This window comes from Kribbella sp. HUAS MG21, assembly GCF_040254265.1.
Lineage (GTDB): Bacteria > Actinomycetota > Actinomycetes > Propionibacteriales > Kribbellaceae > Kribbella.
On sequence record NZ_CP158165.1, the window covers coordinates 3,808,945 to 3,826,565 of the forward strand.

Annotated in this window: 18 protein-coding genes; 13 read left to right on the top strand and 5 right to left on the bottom strand. The window is 71.2% G+C overall.

The features are described 5' to 3' along the window. The first annotated feature begins 74 nt into the window (after nt 1-74). The 9 genes from ABN611_RS18705 to ABN611_RS18745 all read left to right on the top strand — a co-directional run bounded on the left by ABN611_RS18705 (nt 75) and on the right by ABN611_RS18745 (nt 6,895). Nucleotides 75-854: a class I SAM-dependent methyltransferase gene (locus tag ABN611_RS18705; protein ID WP_350281165.1), complete on the top strand. Its 780-nt coding sequence runs from the start codon at nt 75-77 to the stop codon at nt 852-854. Between the two features lie 27 nt (nt 855-881). Further along, complete coding sequence (gene pabB / locus ABN611_RS18710) at nt 882-2,246, top strand: aminodeoxychorismate synthase component I (protein WP_350281166.1); 1,365 nt, start codon at nt 882-884, stop codon at nt 2,244-2,246. Beyond that, nucleotides 2,239-2,937: an aminotransferase class IV gene (locus ABN611_RS18715; protein WP_350281167.1), complete on the top strand. Its 699-nt coding sequence runs from the start codon at nt 2,239-2,241 to the stop codon at nt 2,935-2,937. The genes pabB and ABN611_RS18715 overlap by 8 nt, the downstream gene beginning before the upstream one ends. Before the next feature lie 88 nt (nt 2,938-3,025). Next, on the top strand, nt 3,026-3,928 hold the full coding sequence (locus tag ABN611_RS18720; RefSeq protein ID WP_350281168.1) for an SPFH domain-containing protein: 903 nt from the start codon (nt 3,026-3,028) through the stop codon (nt 3,926-3,928). Between the two features lie 7 nt (nt 3,929-3,935). Beyond that, complete coding sequence (locus ABN611_RS18725) at nt 3,936-4,148, top strand: hypothetical protein (RefSeq protein ID WP_350281169.1); 213 nt, start codon at nt 3,936-3,938, stop codon at nt 4,146-4,148. Further along, nucleotides 4,138-4,821: a GPP34 family phosphoprotein gene (locus ABN611_RS18730; RefSeq protein ID WP_350281170.1), complete on the top strand. Its 684-nt coding sequence runs from the start codon at nt 4,138-4,140 to the stop codon at nt 4,819-4,821. Before ABN611_RS18725 ends, ABN611_RS18730 begins: the two co-directional genes overlap by 11 nt. A gap of 57 nt (nt 4,822-4,878) precedes the next feature. Further along, the gene (locus ABN611_RS18735) at nt 4,879-5,238 is read left to right on the top strand and encodes a GntR family transcriptional regulator (RefSeq protein ID WP_350281171.1); all 360 of its coding nucleotides are present in this window, start codon (nt 4,879-4,881) and stop codon (nt 5,236-5,238) included. After that, on the top strand, nt 5,238-6,131 hold the full coding sequence (locus ABN611_RS18740; RefSeq protein WP_350281172.1) for an ABC transporter ATP-binding protein: 894 nt from the start codon (nt 5,238-5,240) through the stop codon (nt 6,129-6,131). The genes ABN611_RS18735 and ABN611_RS18740 overlap by 1 nt, the downstream gene beginning before the upstream one ends. Continuing rightward, nucleotides 6,131-6,895, top strand: coding sequence for a hypothetical protein (locus ABN611_RS18745; RefSeq protein WP_350281173.1), 765 nt, complete (start codon nt 6,131-6,133; stop codon nt 6,893-6,895). The genes ABN611_RS18740 and ABN611_RS18745 overlap by 1 nt, the downstream gene beginning before the upstream one ends. A 431-nt stretch (nt 6,896-7,326) precedes the next feature. Here the strand turns inward: ABN611_RS18745 and ABN611_RS18750 are convergent, their stop codons facing one another. From ABN611_RS18750 to ABN611_RS18765, 4 genes are all read right to left on the bottom strand, one after another. Then, the gene (locus ABN611_RS18750; RefSeq protein ID WP_350281174.1) at nt 7,327-10,017 is read right to left on the bottom strand and encodes a glycogen debranching protein; all 2,691 of its coding nucleotides are present in this window, start codon (nt 10,015-10,017) and stop codon (nt 7,327-7,329) included. A 42-nt stretch (nt 10,018-10,059) separates the two neighbouring features. Beyond that, nucleotides 10,060-11,073, bottom strand: coding sequence for a LacI family DNA-binding transcriptional regulator (locus ABN611_RS18755; RefSeq protein WP_350281175.1), 1,014 nt, complete (start codon nt 11,071-11,073; stop codon nt 10,060-10,062). 71 nt (nt 11,074-11,144) lie between these two features. Next, nucleotides 11,145-11,915, bottom strand: a complete 771-nt coding sequence (locus ABN611_RS18760; RefSeq protein ID WP_350281176.1) for an LLM class flavin-dependent oxidoreductase — start codon at nt 11,913-11,915, stop codon at nt 11,145-11,147. A gap of 69 nt (nt 11,916-11,984) precedes the next feature. After that, complete coding sequence (locus ABN611_RS18765; RefSeq protein ID WP_350281177.1) at nt 11,985-12,725, bottom strand: SDR family oxidoreductase; 741 nt, start codon at nt 12,723-12,725, stop codon at nt 11,985-11,987. Nucleotides 12,726-12,870: 145 nt separating this feature from the next. Between ABN611_RS18765 and ABN611_RS18770 the strand changes: the two genes are divergently transcribed. Genes ABN611_RS18770 through ABN611_RS18785 form a run of 4 tightly spaced genes read left to right on the top strand, consistent with a single transcriptional unit; the run spans nt 12,871 to nt 15,972 of the window. Further along, nucleotides 12,871-14,349, top strand: coding sequence for an AlkA N-terminal domain-containing protein (locus ABN611_RS18770; RefSeq protein ID WP_350281178.1), 1,479 nt, complete (start codon nt 12,871-12,873; stop codon nt 14,347-14,349). Continuing rightward, the gene (locus ABN611_RS18775) at nt 14,346-14,900 is read left to right on the top strand and encodes a GNAT family N-acetyltransferase (RefSeq protein ID WP_350281179.1); all 555 of its coding nucleotides are present in this window, start codon (nt 14,346-14,348) and stop codon (nt 14,898-14,900) included. The genes ABN611_RS18770 and ABN611_RS18775 overlap by 4 nt, the downstream gene beginning before the upstream one ends. Beyond that, complete coding sequence (locus tag ABN611_RS18780; RefSeq protein WP_350281180.1) at nt 14,897-15,388, top strand: methylated-DNA--[protein]-cysteine S-methyltransferase; 492 nt, start codon at nt 14,897-14,899, stop codon at nt 15,386-15,388. Before ABN611_RS18775 ends, ABN611_RS18780 begins: the two co-directional genes overlap by 4 nt. 26 nt (nt 15,389-15,414) lie before the next feature. Next, nucleotides 15,415-15,972, top strand: coding sequence for a YdeI/OmpD-associated family protein (locus ABN611_RS18785; protein ID WP_350281181.1), 558 nt, complete (start codon nt 15,415-15,417; stop codon nt 15,970-15,972). 292 nt (nt 15,973-16,264) lie between these two features. Here the strand turns inward: ABN611_RS18785 and ABN611_RS18790 are convergent, their stop codons facing one another. Beyond that, nucleotides 16,265-17,620, bottom strand: a complete 1,356-nt coding sequence (locus ABN611_RS18790; protein ID WP_350281182.1) for a cation:proton antiporter — start codon at nt 17,618-17,620, stop codon at nt 16,265-16,267. Nucleotide 17,621 lies beyond the last annotated feature (1 nt).

The following is a 17,621-nucleotide window of genomic DNA, read 5'->3' on the forward strand; positions in this document are numbered from 1 at the left end:
GTACTTCAACTCTCTGTTAACGCAGCGCACCCGATGGCGTACGTCGGGTGTTCTGCGGGTAGCGTCGGGCCGCGATGTCTGAGAATCCTGTCGATTGGCCGCAGTATCTGCGGGAGTTCCATACCGCCACCCCGGGCAGCACCGAGGCGTTGCTGTCGCGTGCGGTGGCCGGCGACCACACGCCGTACCGCTGGCTGGTCCGCGCCGTCTCCGGCGAGGCGCGCAGGGTGCTCGACCTGGCCTGCGGCAACGGGCCGGTGGCGCGTGAGCTGTACGGGCGCTGGGTCGTCGGAGTCGACAACAACGCGGCCCAGCTCGAGGCCGCGCCCGGCCCGAAGGTGCAGGCGGACGCGTTGCACCTGCCGTTCGCGAACGAGGTCTTCGACGTCGTCACCTGCTCGATGGGGCTGATGGTGCTGCAGCCGCTGCCGGACGTGCTCGCCGAGGCGGCGCGGGTGCTGCGGCGGGGCGGCGTACTGGCTGCGATCGTGCCCGCCGTCCGGCCGCTGCGGCGCGGTGACATCCGGACGTTGAGCGGCCTGACCACGCGGCTGCGGTCGACGCCGCAGTTCCCGGCCGGTGGCGAGATCACCGAGCTGAAGGACCAGCTGAAGCACGCCGGGTTCGACGTGATGGAGAGCCAGCGCGAGCGGTACGTGTACATGATCCGCAGCCGCGACGACGCGCGCCGGCTGGTGAACGCGCTCTACCTCCCCGGGACGCCCGACGTACGGCGGGACACCGCGGCCGGCTGGCTGGCGGACCGGGCGGAGGCCAAGAACGGGCTCGAGGTGGCGATCCCGATCCGCCGGATCACCGCGATGCGGACCAAGGTGGCGCTCGCCACGTCCTGATGGGGCCCGGGTCGGTACCGTGTGCAGGTGAGTGCGCTGCGCTGGTCCGTCCGGAGGCTCGACCGGGCGCTCGACGGTGAGACGGTCTACCGCGAGCTGCTGGCCGCGGAACCGGTCGCGTACTGGCTCGACGGCAGCCTGACCGAGCGTTCACCCCGACGGGTGTCGGTCTTGGGGACGACGGCAGGCGCCGAGGTGATCACGCGGGACGTGGCCGACGGCGACGTCTTCGCCGAGCTGAACGAACTGCTCGCGGCTCGTCGCGCGCAACCGCCTGCCGAGCTGGAAGGCTTGTTCTGCGGCGGCTACGTCGGGTACTTCGGCTACGAGCTGAAAGCGCTGACCGGGGGAGTCGCCGCGCACGAGGCCCCGACCCCCGACGCGCTGTGGATCTGGGCGAACCGGTTCGTCGTGATCGACCACGACCGGGACCTCACGTACCTGGTGGCGATCGACGGCGGCGAGGACTGGCTGGACCGGGCCGAGGAGGCCGCCTCGAACTGGTGGATGGGCGGCGTCGACGTCCCCGCGATCGCCCGCCTCGACCTCGAGTCGCACCTGGAGCAGGACCGGGCGACGTACCTGGCCGGGATCGAACGCTGCCTGGCCGAGCTCGAGGCGGGGGAGACCTACGAGGTCAACCTCACGAACCGCGTCCGGCTGCCGGCCGTGCCGGACCCGTTCGAGTTCTTCCGCTGGCAGCGGTCCGCGAACCCGGCGCCGTACGCCGCCTTCCTCCGGTACGGCGACCTGGCGGTGGCGAGCTCGTCGCCGGAGCGGTTCCTGACCGTGGACGCGGGCGGCTGGGCGGAGTGCCGGCCGATCAAGGGCACCGCGCCGCGCGACCTCGACCCGGCGCAGGACCAGCTGGCGGCGAAGGCGCTGGCCGAGGACGACAAGACCCGCGCCGAGAACCTGATGATCGTCGACCTGATCCGCAACGACCTCGGCCGGGTCAGTGTGCCGGGCACCGTGACGGTGCCGCAGCTGATGCAGGTCGAGAGCTACCGCACCGTGCACCAGTTGGTGACGACGGTGCGCGGGCGGCTGCGGGGCGGGGTGACCGCGGTGGATGCCGTCCGGGCGTGCTTCCCGCCGGGGTCGATGACCGGTGCGCCGAAGATCCGCACGATGCAGATCATCGACGAGCTCGAGGACAGCGCGCGCGGGGTGTACTCCGGGGCGCTCGGGTACCTGGGCGTGGACGGGCGGGTGGACCTGAGCGTGGTGATCCGGACGGCGGTGCTGACGCCGGACGGGACCGTGGTCGGGGCCGGGGGCGCGATCGTGCTGGACTCCGACCCGGCCGCGGAGTACGACGAAATGGTGCTGAAGGCAACGGCTGCCGTGGGCGGCAGTGCCTCGAAGAACAGGGGTGGGGGAGATGACTGAGCTGCTGGTGGCGGACTCGTTCCTGGTGGCCAACGGCAAGGTTCGCGGACTGGAGCTGCACCGGGAGCGGTTCGTCCGGTCCTGCGCGGACGCCGGTGTCGCGGCCGAGCGGTTCTGGGACGAACAGGTGGGACGGCTGCCCGGGTTCGGGCGCTGGTTCCCGCGCTTCGAGCTGCGACCGTCCGCTGAACTGGCGGTCCAGCTGCGGCCGGCGCCGCCGATCGGCGGCCGGGTGCGGGTCGCCGTCCACGACGGACCGGATCCGCGGACGGCGCCGCGGGTGAAGGGCCCCGACCTGGAGCTGCTCGGCAAGCTCAAGGAGGCCGCGCCGGACCGCGCCGACGAGATCCTGTTGCTGGACACGGACGGGACGGTGCTGGAGGCGGCGTACTCCGCGGTCGCCTGGTGGGAGGACGACACCCTCTGCTTCCCACCGTCCGATCGTCCGATCCTCCCGTCGGTCACCGCCCGCCTGCTCCGCCGGATCGCCGGCACCGAAGGCGTCCAGGTCTCCGAGCGCGCCGTCACCCCACAGGCCCTGCAGGAAACCACGGAGGTCTGGCTCGTCAACGCCCTGCACGGCATCCGTCCGGTGCACGCCTGGGGACCGTCGCCGATCGACCCGCTGCCCAACTCCCGGTCCGCGGAGTGGCAGTCGCATCTCGAGTCCCTCGCCATCCGCCTCCCCTGATCCCGGCCGCCCGCGGGGCCGAGCAGCGGCAGTTGCAAAAAGTGATATCACTTTGATACCTTTGAGCTATGCGAGAGGGGAGCGTGTGATGGTGGATGTCGCGGTCGAGATGCCGGTGCCGAAGGTGACCGAGCGGGCGGGACGGCAGGTCAACGGGTGGCCGATGGCGGCGCTGGCCTTCGTGCTGGCGGTGGGCGGAGTGCTGGTCGTCGTCCTGGGTGCCGGGAGCGGCGCCGTACCGATCGCGCTCGGCAGCCTCGCGTTCCTGGCGGGGGCGTACGTCGCGGCCGGGCTGACCGCGGTGGCGCCGGGCCGGGCCCGGGTGCTGCAGATCCTCGGGCGGTACGCCGGGACGATCCGCACCGACGGCCTGCGCTGGGTGAATCCGATCTCCTCGCGCCGCGAGGTCTCCACCCGGATCCGCAACCACGAGACGGCCGTTGCCAAGGTCAACGACGCCGACGGCAACCCGATCGAGATCGCCGCGGTGGTGGTCTGGCAGGTCGAGGACACCGCGCAGGCATTGTTCGAGGTGGACGACTTCGTCGAGTTCGTGGCGATCCAGACCGAGACCGCCGTCCGGCACATCGCCAACAGCTATCCGTACGACGTCCACACCGACGACGGCGGGATGTCGCTGCGGGACAGCACCGACGAGATCACCGAGACGCTGTCCGCGGAGATCGCCGCCCGGGTACAGGCGGCCGGGGTGCGGGTCATCGAGTCCCGGATCACGCATCTCGCGTACGCGCCGGAGATCGCCCAGGCGATGCTGCGCCGGCAGCAGGCCGGTGCGGTGGTCGCGGCCCGGCAGCGGATCGTCGAGGGCGCGGTCGGTATGGTCGAGCTCGCGCTGGACCGGCTCTCCGAGCACGACGTGGTCGAGCTGGACGAGGAGCGGAAGGCGACCATGGTCAGCAACCTGATGGTGGTGCTGTGCGGCGATCGGGACGCGCAACCGGTGGTCAACACCGGCTCGCTCTACCAGTGAGTCCCCGGTGGCCGTCGAACGGAAGAAGATCCTCCTCCGGCTGGATCCCGCGGTGCACGACGCGCTCGCGCGCTGGGCGGCCGACGACCTGCGCAGTACCAACGCCCAGATCGAGTACCTGCTCCGCCGTGCCCTGGCCGACGCCGGCCGCCTGCCGTCCGGCGTGAGCAAGCAACGCCGCCCCGGCCGCCCGTCCAAGGAGGACACCGATGACCAGTAGGCGCACACCGGGTGCCGGCCGTGTCGTTGCTCTTGGCAAGGGCAAGGTTCCGGAGTCGCTGGCGGCGCGGATCTTCCTGCTCGCCTACGACCCGGAGAAGGGCCGGCTGACCGCGCGGACGAAGCTCGCGAAGGTGGTGCGGGCCGCCGTACTGATCGACCTGCAACTGCACGGGAACGTGGTCGACGCCAGCGGTCGGGCGCGAGTGACGACCGCGGCCGCGCCGGCGGATCCGGTGCTGGCGAGTGTGCTCGAGGAGCTGCGGGCGGTCGGTCCGCGGCGCTGGCGGCACTGGATCGACCGGCGCGGCGGGGCGACGGTCCGGCACGTTCGCGACGAGCTCGTCCGCGCGCACCTGATCAAGGTCGAGCCGCGTCGGCTGCTCGGCGTCTTCCCGGCCGGTCGCATCACCTTGCGGCACCCGTTGGTACGGCGCCACGTGCTGCAGGGCGCCCGCGACACCCTGCGGCCGTCGCGCGTCGTCTCCCGGGTCGACCTGCGTGACGCGTCCGTCGTGGTGCTCGCGGCGACCGCGGACCTGCGGACGGTCCTCGCCAAGGATCAGCGTGCCGACCACAAGGACCGGCTGGCGCAGCTCGCGGAACGGGTCGGCCCGGTCGTTCCGGTGCTGAAGAAGTCTCTTCAGCAGGCCACGTACGCCGCCGGCGGCTGACCCCCGGCGGCACTATGGTTCGTTACTCAGGTAACGAACTGAGGAAGGGGGTGGAGGGTGTTCGACGACCGGAGTCCGATCTACCTGCAGATCGCCGAGCAGATCAAGAACGACATCGTGAGCGGCGCGCTGGCCGAGGACGAGCAGGTGATGTCGACCAACCAGTACGCCGCCTTCTACCGGATCAACCCCGCCACCGCGGCCAAGGGCTTCGCGCAGCTGGTCGACGACGGGATCCTGTACAAGAAGCGCGGGATCGGCATGTTCGTCGCCCCGAACGCCCGCGACCTGCTCCGCACCGGCCGCCGCGACTCGTTCTTCGCCGACGTCGTCGACCCGATGATCCACGAGGCGAAGGCGATCGGCATCCCGCTGAAAGACATCGTCCAGCACGTCCGCTCCCACGGAGACGCCTGATGACCACCGCCCTGACTGTCCGGACCGAGGAGTTGTCGGTGCGGTTCGCCGGTGTGCCGGCGCTGGACCGGCTCGACCTGCGGCTGGCGCCGGGGAAGATCCACGGGCTGCTCGGGCGGAACGGGTCCGGGAAGAGCACGCTCGCCGCGACGCTGGCCGGGTTCCGGCGGCCCGACGTGGGCCGGGTGCTGGTCGAGGGCGGTGACCTCGGCGCGGCACAGGAGCCGTACGAGAACGCGGCCGTCACCAGCCGGGTCTGCCTGATCCGCGAGTCCGGCGACGTCCCGGGGTCGGTGCCGGTGAAGCACGCGCTCCGGCTCGCCGCGACGCTGCGCCCGTACTGGGACGCGGCCCTGGCCGCGGACCTCCTGGACCGCTTCGAGGTACCGCTGGACAAGAAGATCCAGAAGCTCTCCCGCGGTAAGCGGTCCGCGCTCGGCGTCGTCCTCGGCCTCGCGAGCCGCGCCCCGCTGACGATCTTCGACGAGAGCTACCTGGGCATGGACGTCCCGTCCCGGAACCTCTTCTACGACATGCTGCTCGCCGACTACACCGAAGTACCGCGCACGATCGTGCTCTCGACGCACCTGGTCGGCGAGGTCAGCGCGCTGCTCGAGGAGGTGGTGATCCTCGACCGCGGCCGCCTCGTCACCCAGTCGCCGGTGGACGCGCTCCGCGGCCGCGGCGCGTCGATCGTCGGCCCGGCCGCGGTGGTCGACGAGTTCACGGCCGGTTTCACGGTGCTCGGCGAGGAACGGCTGGGCGGTACCAAGTCCACCACGGTCCTCGGCGACCTCGACCCCGCGCTGCTCGCGCAGGCGGCCGCGGCCGGTCTCGAGGTCGGCCAGGTCGGCCTGCAGGATCTCTTCGTCCACCTGACAGGAGCCCAGTGATGAGTACGACGGCCGAGAGCACGGCACTGCCGCGCGGCGCGACCAGCTGGGGCCGGCTCCGGCAGGTGCTGCTCTCGCTGGTGATCGGGCTGCGGCCGATGCTGATGGGGTACTGGGCGGTGATGGTCGTGGCGCTGTTCGGCGGCGGCCTCGTCGTCCAACTGCTGACGAGCGGTGTCACGAGCAGCTCCTGGGACTACGGCACCCAGTCGCCGAAGTACTTCTCGATGGCGATCGGCATCACCGTGTTCCCGGCGTATTTCTCGCTGGTGGTCTCCCAGGGCATCACCCGCCGGATGTTCTCAGTTGCCGTAGGCATCTATCTCACCGGTGCCGCGGTCGCGACGTCGCTGCTGTGGGTCGTGGTCTACCAGGGTGAGCGCGGCCTCTACGCGTGGCAGGGCTGGCCGGACAAGCTGAACAACCCGCACCTGTTCACCAGCACCACCCAGCTCGGGCTGGTGTTCGCCGAGTTCTTCCTGCTGATCCTGTCCCACGAGGCGAGCGGCTGGCTGCTCGGCATCACGTTCGTCCGGTTCGGGTTCTGGCGCGGGATCCTGATGCTCCCGGTCGCGCTGGTCCCGGCGGCCGCGGCCGAGTTCCTGCTGGTCGCGCAATGGCTCGCCGACATCCTCGACAATCTCGGCTACCAGCGGCCACCGCTCGCGGTAGCCGTACCCTCGGTGCTCCTGGTGAGCGTGCTCGGCGGCTACGCCGGGTACCGGCTGCTGCGGCCGATGGCGCTCAAACCACCCAAGGGCTGAGCCGAGTTATGCACAGGGGGTGTGTATAACTCGGCCGGTTTCTGTGGATTGGTTGCGTGACCACTGTGGACGACCGAATCTGTTGCCTGGAAAGGGTTGTGCGGACCCTGTCCACGGCGGTAGAACTGTCGACACGCTGCTCCTGATTCGGGGCGGCGGGTCGAACGGAAACCGAGGGCCCTCGCGGTGGGGATCCCCACCGAGGTAGACCGGTGACGGGGTCTGCCGGCCTCCACGGACCCGTCTCGGGAAGCTGGAGACGTCACTTTCCTTCAGCTGTGCGGGCCCCTCCGGCTCATACTCGGAGGGGCTCGCCGCTCGTTCCGCAGTGTCTTGGGCGAGCCTCCAACAGAACTCCGCAGTACCGGATCACGGCAGCAGGAAGCCGGCCGATGCGCAGAACGGGTGCGCACCGGCCGGCTGTCGAACGCTTACTTCAGCGTGATGGTGAGCGCCGTGTGCGCACCGCGCGCCGGCACCCGCACCTCCGTCCCTCGACTGGTCGTGACGAGCTGGTACTGCGTCGCGTGGCCGTCGACCGTCACACGCCGCACGGATGCCCCGGCCGGCAGGACGGCGCCGACCGTGACCGTCGCGTCGACGTGCTTGACCGTCACCTCGGTCGACAACGCCTTGCCTGCAAGGCGTGCGGACACGTCGACGGCGCCGCGGCCGACCCGGATGTTGCTCCCAGCCGCCTTCTGCTGGCCCTCCGGAAGCTGCGGTACGACGGCGATCCGGCCGTGGCCGAGGTCGGGAGCTACGCCGAGCTGCTGGTGCACGACCGGCCACAGGATGCCGTACGCGCCCCACGCCTGCAGCGACATCGAGCGGTCGTAGAACGGCCGGCCGATGTTCGCCGGGGCGTCCGGCGACGGCGCGATCTCCGGCATCGCACCAGGCGTCTCCCAGACCGACGGGTCGAGCTGGATCCGTGCGTTTCCGGTGGTGTACACCTGCTGCTGCTTCGTGCCCAGGCGCCCGAAGTTGCCCTCGGCAACCGCCATGATCGAGGTGTTCAGGCCGAAGATCGCGCGCTCGCTCTTCACCTGCGAGACCACGCTGTCGCACGACGGCCCGGGGTTGCCCGCCGGATCCGACGTCGGCCCGGTGCCGGTGTGGAAGAGGCCGAATTCCCCTGTGTAGCAAGGCTTCTCGCGCTGGTCGAGCGCGATCTTCGCGTGCTCCGGCGAGGCCAGCGGGGACGTGTTGCCGGGGCGGGTCAGGACGGCCTCCATCGGCGTGACACCGATCCAGTGCCGCTGGAAGATCGGCGTGTTGTCGTTCGCCGGGTTCGCGGGGTCGTCGACCGAGTCGGCGTACCCCATCGCCTGCGGGACCCACCACTGCGCCTCGAACCGGGACTCGAGGTCCTCGGCGCGGCTGGTCGCCCACTGCCGCACCTTCGCGTCGCGCTTGGACGCGGCCAGGTCCGCGAGGTCGCGCAGTCCGCGGGCGAGGTACACGGTGCTGTCGAGCTTCTCGACACCCATGCCGGCGCGCTCGACGTTGGCCAGGCCCTCCGGCCAGCCGTCATTGTCTTTGTCCAGTTCGCGGTACACGTACTGCAGGTTCCGGACGCTGAAGTCGTACATCTCGTCGCGGAACCGGTTGTCACCGGTCCACCGCCACACCAGCGCCACCGTGCTCGGGAACTTCACGGTCTCGTCGGTGTTGCCCGCGCTCTGGTTCGACCCGAAGTACACGTCGCCGGTCGGGACGACCTCGTGCGCGACCTTGCCGCTGCGGTCGTTGAGGAGGTCGCTGATGTCGCGGAGCGCCCGCAGGTGCTCCTTCGTGGTGTCGAACTGCCCGGCGGCGAGCGATGCGAACGCCGTGTACTCGCCGTCGGTCGCGAACAGCCACGGGTAGTCCGGGAAGCCCGCGCCGAACCAGCGCGCCGCCGGCACGGTACCGACGGGCGCCGGGTAGTCCTTGCCCTCGTTGACGTCGCGGATCCGCAGGTTGCGCGCTTCCTGTACCGAGTCGGCGAGGTTCTGCTTGCTCCACTCGACGCTCTGCTGCAGCAGCCGGTCACCAGGAAGGTCCACCACGGACTGTGCGTCGAGTTGCTTGCGTACGGCGGTCTTTGCCCGCAGCAACTTGCCGGGGTTGCGCAGGGCCTTGCCGTACTCGCGGGCGGCCGCCGTACTGCCCTCGTCCGAGCCGGCCACCGCGAACCAGATCGTCTTCGGCTGGCCGGCCGCGAGCGGTACGTCGTACGTGAGTCGGCCGCCGGTGCCCTTGCCGACGAGCGAGTCGTCACAGCGTGCGGGCGTCGTACCGTCGGCCGGGCAGATCACCGCCGGGTCCTGCGGGCCGCGGTGGTCCGGACCGAGCTGGTGGCTCGTCGGACGCAGGGACGATCCGACGAACGCGGCGTAGTCGTGCGCGGTCGCGTTCGGATGCGGCGGCGTGCCCTGCTCGCGGAAGCGCAGGGCGCCGGCAGTGAAGTCGCCGGTGTCCGGGAGGTTCGCGGTGGCGGCGTTCGGGGTGGTCCAGCCCCACGGGTAGGACTGCATGAGTTCGGAGTGCGCGTCGACGTCGAGCTTGACCGTCTTCGCCGTACTCGAGCGGAGCGTCAGGCCGACGAGCGTCGCGCGGATCCCGTCGGGGACGAAGTCGGTACGGCGTACGTCGACGGCGCCGGGGTACTCGATCCGGCTGTAGCCGTGGCCGCTGGTGTACTTCGCGGCCGGGACCTGTTTGCCGAGCCAGTTGCCGTCGAGGCCGAACCAGAGGCCGTCGAGGAGCTTGATCGGCTGCGACCAGAAGCCGCCCATCTCACCGCGGATGTGCCAGCCGGCGGCGGGGTAGAGACCGGTCTCGTCGCCCATCGCGTAGGCCCGGTCCCCGACGACGAGCGAACGACGATCGGCGAGGCGCGTCGTCTCGGACAGCTCCGACGCTGACGCTGCTGAGGACGCGGCCGCAGCACGGTCGGCCGTTTCGGCGGCAGCATCCGCACCTGTCGCGCCTGTCGTGTCGGTGGGGTCGGCCAGGGCTGAGGCGGTGCCGGCGAGGAGGGTGGCGGTGGCGAGCAGGGCGGTGGCGGCGGTCCGGCGTACTGGTCGTGCCGGTCTGCCTCGCGGGCGACTTCGCTTGGTCGGATCGGGAGTCATGGCGGGTTCCTCCTTCTCGCGGCGCCGGGAGGGGCGCCTGGATCAGCCAGGGGCTGAGCTGCCCCTGATCACCAGTTCGGGTTGCAGCAGACGTTCGGCCGGCTTCCCGGCGGCGGGACCGCTGGGGCCGGTCAGGATCGTGATCAGCTCCCCGGCGATCTCGTCCATCGGTTGCCGGAGGCTGGTCAGGCCGGGGGAGACGACCTCGGCGAGCGGCGAGTCGTCGAAGCCGGTGACGCCGACCTCGCGGCCAGCGGTGAGCCCGCGGCGGCCGAGCTCGCGGAGCGCGCCGAGCGCGAGAATGTCGCTCAAGGCAACGATCCCGTCGACCTCCCGGCCGCCGTCGAGCAGTTGCGCGGTGGCACGGGCGCCGGCCTCGATGCTGTCCTCGTGGCACCGTACGACGAGCCCGGCGGTCGGCAGGCCGAGCGCCTTGCACGCGTCGCGCCAGCCGGACGCCCGGTCGTCGGCCAGCCCGGACGACTTCGGCCAGCCCAGGAAGGCGATCCGGCGGCGACCGGTCTCGTGCAGGTGCCGGACCGCCATCGCCGAACCGCCCGCGCCGTCGACATCGACCCACGGGCCGGGCTGCGTGCTCTCCTTCCACACCCGGCCGAAGCTGACGAACGGGATGCCCTGCTCCTTGAGCCAGGCGTGCCGCGGATCGTGCGTCTCGGTCTGCGACAGCACGAACCCGTCGACCATCCGGCGCGCGTGCAGATCCTCGTACGTCGGCATGCCGTCGACGCCGGCCGGTGCGGTGAACAGCAGGATGTGCCGGCCGGTGCGTTCGGCGGCCGCGCACAGGGCGTGCAGGAACTGGTCCATCACCAGGTGCGTCTGGTTCGGCCAGCTGGGCACGCAGTACCCGATCAGCTCGACCGCGCTGGTGCGCAGGCTGCGGGCGTTACGATTGGGCCGGTAGTTGAGCAGCTCGATCGAGCGGTTCACGCGCTCGAGCGTGTCCGCGCGGAGCCGATGCGGGGCGTTCAGCGCGTTCGACACGGTCTGCACGGACACATCGGCGTGCGCAGCGACCTGCTTCAACGTGGCCACGGCGCCTCCGACGGGTTTGAACGTTCAAAATCACCCGCAGTCTCTCCCCGCCCCGCCCCGCTGTCAACGGTTCAGAGCAGCGGCGGTCCCTGACGCACGATCGCCAGCGTGTCCGCGACCGGCAGCGGCGGGATCCACCGCCCCCACCAGGTCGCACCCGCCTCCGCGAACCGCGCCGGATCACCCCCGCTCACCTTCACGTCGAACTCCGCGCCGGCGTCGGCCCGCAGTCGCCGTACGTCGTCCGGTGTGAGTTCCTCCGGTCGCTGGTAAGCGCAGGACCCGTCCCACCGCAGAACCCTCCGCCGTACGGCAGGCACCGACAGATTGCCTCCCACCCAGACCGGCACCCGCGGCTCCTGCACCGGCCGCGCGGTCAGCTGCACGTCCTCCAGCGTGTAGTGGTGGCCGCTGAAGCTCACCGGCTCACCCGTCCACAGCCGGTCGATGATCGCGAGCCCTTCGTCCAGCATCTCCGCGAGCACCTTCGGGCTCCGCCGGTCGAGGAACGGGTCGCCTCCATCCCCGCTCCCCACCCCGAGGACCATCCGCCCGCCGGACAGGTGATCCAGTGCCACCACCTCGGCGGCAACCTTCCACGGCCGCCGCCGGGGCAGTGGTGTGACGGTCGTCCCGATCCGGATCCGCTGGGTAGCGGTCGCCATCGCCGCCAGGCAGATCCACGGATCGTACGTCGGCTGCGAAGCGTCCCCCTGGTACACGAGATAGTCCTCCAGGAACAACGCGTCCCACCCGGAGTCCTCGACCGCGCGGGCGAGCTCGGCCAGCCCGCGCGGATCACGACCCACCCCCACAGCCCCCACCGTCACCGAGAACTTCATGCGCTGGACGCTACGCGGTGCCATCGACAATCCTCCGAGGCGCCGTGGCGGTAGGGGTGTGGTGGTGAGTCAGGCGGTGTGGCCGCCGTCGATGGTGAGGGTGGTGCCGGTGAGGTAGGCGGCGTGCGGGCCGGCCAGGTAGGTGATGGCGTTGGCCACCTCGGTGGGGTTGGCGAAGCGGTTGAGGGCGAGGTCGGCGATCTGGGCTTCGGCGTACGGGCCGTCGGCGGGGTTCATCGTGGTGTCGGTCGGGCCGGGCTGGACGACGTTCGACGTGATGTTGCGGCCGCCGAGCTCGCGGGCGAGGGCCTTGCTGAGACCCACCAGCGCCGCCTTGCTCATCGCGTAGAGCGTCATACCGGGAGAGGTGACGCGTTCCGCGGCGCAGCTGCCGAGGTGGATGATGCGGGCGCCGTCGGACAGCAGCGGTACGGCGGCCTGCGTGGCGGCGTACACCCCGCGGACGTTGACCGCCAGCACCCGGTCGAGGTCCTCGAGTGAGAGGTCGCCGATCGGGGCGATCGCGCCGACCCCGGCGTTGTTGACCAGGATGTCCAGGCCGCCCAGCGCATCAGCGGCCCGCCGTACGACGTCTCCGACCGCCACCGCGTCACCCGCGTCCACGGCGAACGCGAACCCGCGCCGCCCCCGCGCCTCGATCTCCTTCACCACCGTCGCCGCGGCGTCCGCGGACGTGTTGTAGGTGATCGCGACGTCCGCGCCCTGCTCGGCGAGGGCGATCGCGGTCGCCGCGCCGATCCCGCGGCTGCCGCCGGTCACCAGTGCAAACTTGTTGTTCAGTGCGTTCATGCCTTCCAGTCCAGCCGCCGGCAGCCGGCGAAGCTCGCGGAAATCCGCCACCGGATCCTGGCGTCGCGAAACCGCGAACCGGCCCGCCACCTCCATGTCGCAAATCCGCTAGCGACTGTCGGTGGCGGCAGGGATGCTGGAGGGCGTGTACGAGTGCAGGGAACGGTGCGTCCGCGCGGTCCAGTCCAAGGACGCGCGCTTCGACGGGTGGTTCTTCACCGCGGTGCTGACCACCCGGATCTACTGCCGGCCGAGCTGTCCGGTGGTGCCGCCGAAGGTCGAGAACATGCGGTTCTACCCGAGCGCGGCCGCCGCGCAGCAGGCCGGTTTCCGCGCCTGCAAGCGCTGCCGCCCGGACGCCAGCCCGGGGTCGCCCGAGTGGAACGACCGCGCCGACCTGGTGGCCCGCGCGATGCGCCTGATCGCGGACGGCGTCGTCGACCGCGACGGCGTACCGGGTCTCGCCGGGAAGCTCGGCTACAGCGTGCGGCAGGTGCAGCGGCAGCTCCAGGCCGAGCTCGGCGCCGGCCCGCTCGCGCTCGCCCGGGCGCAACGCGCGCAGACGGCGCGGCTGCTGATCGAGACGAGCGAGCTGCAGATGGCCGACGTCGCGTTCGCCGCCGGGTTCTCCAGTGTGCGGACGTTCAACGAGACCGTGCAGGAGGTCTTCGCGCTGTCCCCGACGGAGCTGCGCCGCCGGGCGCGCAGGGGTACGTCGGTCGCGGCGCCCGGCACCATCTCGCTGCGGCTCCCGTTCCGCGCGCCCCTGACGCCCGACAACTTGTTCGGGCACCTCATCGCGACCGGCGTACCGGGTGTGGAGGAGTGGCGCGACGGCCACTACCGCCGCACGCTGCGCCTTCCGCACGGCCATGGTGTCGTCGCGCTGCGACCGTTGCCGGACCACATCGCCTGTCAGCTCTCGCTCACCGACCAGCGCGACCTCGCGATCGCGATCAGCCGCTGCCGCCGGATGCTCGACCTCGACGCGGACCCGGTCGCGGTCGACGACCTGCTCAGCACGGACCCCGTCCTCGCGCCGCTGGTCGCGAAGGCGCCGGGCCGGCGCGTCCCGCACACGGTCGACGGCGAGGAGTTCGCCGTACGGGCGGTGCTCGGCCAGCAGGTGTCGACGGCCGCCGCGCGGACGCACGCACACCGGCTCGTCCTGCAGTACGGCGAGCCGATCGAGGATCCGGCCGGTGGGCTCACGCATCTGTTCCCGACGATGCAGGCGCTCGCCGCCCTCGACCCGGAGACACTGGCGTTCCCGAAGTCCCGCCGTACGACGCTCACGACACTGATCGCGACGCTGGCCGCGGGGGAGATCGACCTCGGCGCGGGCGCGGACTGGGATCGCGCGCGCGAGCAGCTGAGCGCGCTGCCCGGGATCGGGCCGTGGACGGTCGAGTCGATCGCGATGCGCGCGCTCGGCGACCCGGACGCCTTCGTCGCCAGCGATCTCGGGATCCGGTACGCCGCGCGTGATCTAGGCTTGCCCGAGGCCCCCAAACTCCTCACCGACCACGCCCGCGCGTGGCGGCCCTGGCGCGCGTACGCCGTGCAGTACCTGTGGGCCACCGGCGAACACCCGATCAACACGATCCCTGCGGAGGCTTCATGACCGAGCTCACCACCGACCGGCTGCTGCTGCGGAACTGGCGGGACTCCGACCGGGAGCCGTTCGCGGCGCTGAACGCGGATCCGGCGGTGATGGAACACTTCCTGGCCCCGCAGACCCGGGAGCAGAGCGACGCGCTGATCGACCGGCAGTTGCCGCTCATCGAGGAGCGCGGGTGGGGGCTGTGGGCGGTGGAGGTGCGCGAGACCGGGGAGTTCATCGGGTTCACCGGGCTGTCGGTGCCGAGTTTCGAGGCCCACTTCATGCCGGCGGTCGAGATCGGCTGGCGGCTGGCGAAAGGTGCCTGGGGCAACGGATATGCCACCGAGGCGGCGCGGGCCGCGCTGGCGCACGGGTTCGGCCCGGGCGGGCTGGAGGAGATCGTGTCGTTCACCGCGACCACGAATCTGCCGTCGCAGCGGGTGATGCAGCGGATCGGCATGCTGCACGACGAGCCGGGCGACTTCGACCACGTGCGGCTGCCGCAGGGGCATCGGCTGCAGCGGCATGTGCTCTACCGGATCAGCCGCGCGCAGTGGGAGTCCACCCGGTGACGTACGCCGTCGTCGACAGCCCGCTCGGTCCGCTCACGCTGGTCGGGACCGACGCGGGCGAGCTGACCGGGCTGTACATGGATCAGCAGCGGTACCGGCCCGAGCAGGCGCTGTTCGGCGACCGTGACGACTCGGCGCTGCCCGCGGTGGCGGAGCAGCTCGACGAGTACTTCCACCACGGGCGCACGAGTTTCGACGTACCGCTGCGGCTGGCCGGCACGGACTTCCAGCGGCGGATCTGGACGGCGTTGCAGGAGATCCCGTACGGCGAGACCACGACGTACGGCGGTCTCGCCGGGGCGCTCGGGCTGAAGCCGCAGTCGGCGCGCGCGGTCGGGCTCGCGAACGGGAAGAACCCGGTCAGCATCATCGTGCCGTGCCACCGGCTGCTGGGGTCGACCGGCAGCCTCACCGGGTACGCCGGGGGCGTCGAGCGGAAGCGGGCGCTGCTGGATCATGAAGGAGGATTGAAACTGCTCACTTGGTGAGCACTTATCGGGCGCATGCTGGTGTCATGAACGACGACGAGGCTCTGCAGTGTGCCGGCATCGACGAGTGGCGCGCGTGGCTGGACGCGCACGGGCGGAGCGAGCGGTCCGTGTGGCTCGTCGTCCACCGCGATCAGGAGGGCCTGAACCTCGCGGCGGCGGTCGAGCACGCGTTGTGCTTCGGGTGGATCGACAGCAAGACGGTCCGCCGCGACGAGCGGACGACGTACCAGTGCTTCACGCCGCGGAACCCGCGCAGTACGTGGAGCAAGGTGAACCGCGAACGCGTCGAGCGCCTGACGGAGGCCGGCCTGATGATGCCGCCCGGCGAGGAACTGGTGGCCCACGCCCGCCGCACCGGCACCTGGGACCTGCTGGCCGACGCCCAGAACCTGATCGTTCCACCCGACCTCCAGGCTGCCCTGGCAGCCGACCCCGCGGCGGACGAGACCTTCCGGTCGTTCCCGCCGTCCGCCCGCCGCACCATCCTCGAATGGATAACCCTCGCCAAACGCCCCGAAACCCGAGCCCGCCGCATCCAGCAAACAGTCGAACAGGCCGCCGCCGGCAACCGCGCCCACTGACCCGCCCGCCGCACCAGTCCACACCCGCCGACGCCTGCCGCGTCCGCCGACGCCTGCCGCGTCCGCCACGCCAGCCGGCGGCCGGCACACCCCGCGCACCCGGCGGCACGCGTCCACACCGCCGCACCCGTCCGCGCTCATCCGCATCCGGCGGCGAACCCTCCAGTTCAGGGGGCATCCACCGAACTGGAGGGTTGCCCACTGAGAATTTGAGGGGGCAACCCTCCAGTTGGAGGGGCAACCTTGGGCGTTCAGGCGCGGGCCGGCGCCGGGCTGGTCGGGTGCGGGGTGCTCAGCCGGGGGTGTTCGCTGCGTCGCCGAGGCGTTCGGCTGCCGCCGGAGTTCCGGGCTGTCCGGCTGGTTCATCCGGCGATGTCCGCCCGGCCGCTCCGGCCGCTCCGGCTGCTTCGGCGGTCTCGGCTGTCCCGGCCGCCACGGGTGGGACTGGTTGGGTGGCTGGTGTGGGGTCGCCGGGTGGTCCGGTGGGGGTTGCCGGTTTCCGGGTGAGGCGATGGGCCAAGGGCTCGGTGTAGCGGGCGGCGACCGGGCCGAGGATTACCAGGATCAGGACGTACGCCGTGGCCAAGGGGCCGAGGTTCGGTTCGACGCCGACGGCGAGGCCGGCGATGACGATGGAGAATTCGCCGCGGGCCACCAGCGTGCCGCCGGAGCGCCAGCGGCCGGCGGGGGAGATGCCGGCGCGGCGGGCGGCGTACCAGCCGGTGGCCACCTTCGTCAGGGCGGTGAGGACCGCCAGGCCGAACGCGACCGCCAGCACCGGCGGGATCTGCCGCGGGTCCGTGCTCAACCCGAAGAACACGAAGAACACCGCCGCGAACAGGTCCCGCAACGGGCTGAGCAGATTGCGCGCACCATGCGCGACCTCACCCGACAACGCGATCCCGACCAGGAACGCACCCACCGCCGCCGACACCTGCAACTGCTGCGCGATCCCCGCGACCAGCAACGTCAGCCCCAGGACGACGAGCAACAACATCTCCGGGTTGTCGGACGACACCGCCCGGCTGATCACCCGCCCGTACCGCAGCGCGACGAACAGCACCACGCTCACGGTCCCCAGCGAGATCAGCAACGTCATACTTCCGCCGGCCAGGCCGACCCCGGCGAGCAACGCGGTGAGGATCGGCAGGTACACCGCCATCGACAGGTCCTCGAGCACCAGAATCCCAAGGATCACAGGGGTTTCCCGGTTACCGAGCCGCCCGAGATCCCCGACCACCTTCGCGATCACACCCGACGACGAGATCCACGTGACACCCGCCAGCGCGACCGCCGCGACCGGACCCCAGCCGAGCAGCAACGCCACCGCCGCCCCGGGCAACGCGTTCAGCACGAAGTCGACCGCACCCGAGACGTACTGCGTCTTCAGCGTGCCGACCAGATCCGACGCCGTGTACTCGAGCCCGAGCAGCAACAGCAGCAGGATCACACCGATTTCGGCCCCGGTGGCGACGAACTCCTCGCTCGCGGCCAGCGGCAGGATCCCGCCGTGCCCGAACGCCAACCCGGCCAGCAGGTACAACGGGATCGGCGAGAACCCGAGACGCCCGGCGATCCGTCCGAGGATGCCCAGGGCAAGGATGACCGCGCCCAGCTCGATGAGCAGGGCGGTGATGTCTTCGTGCATG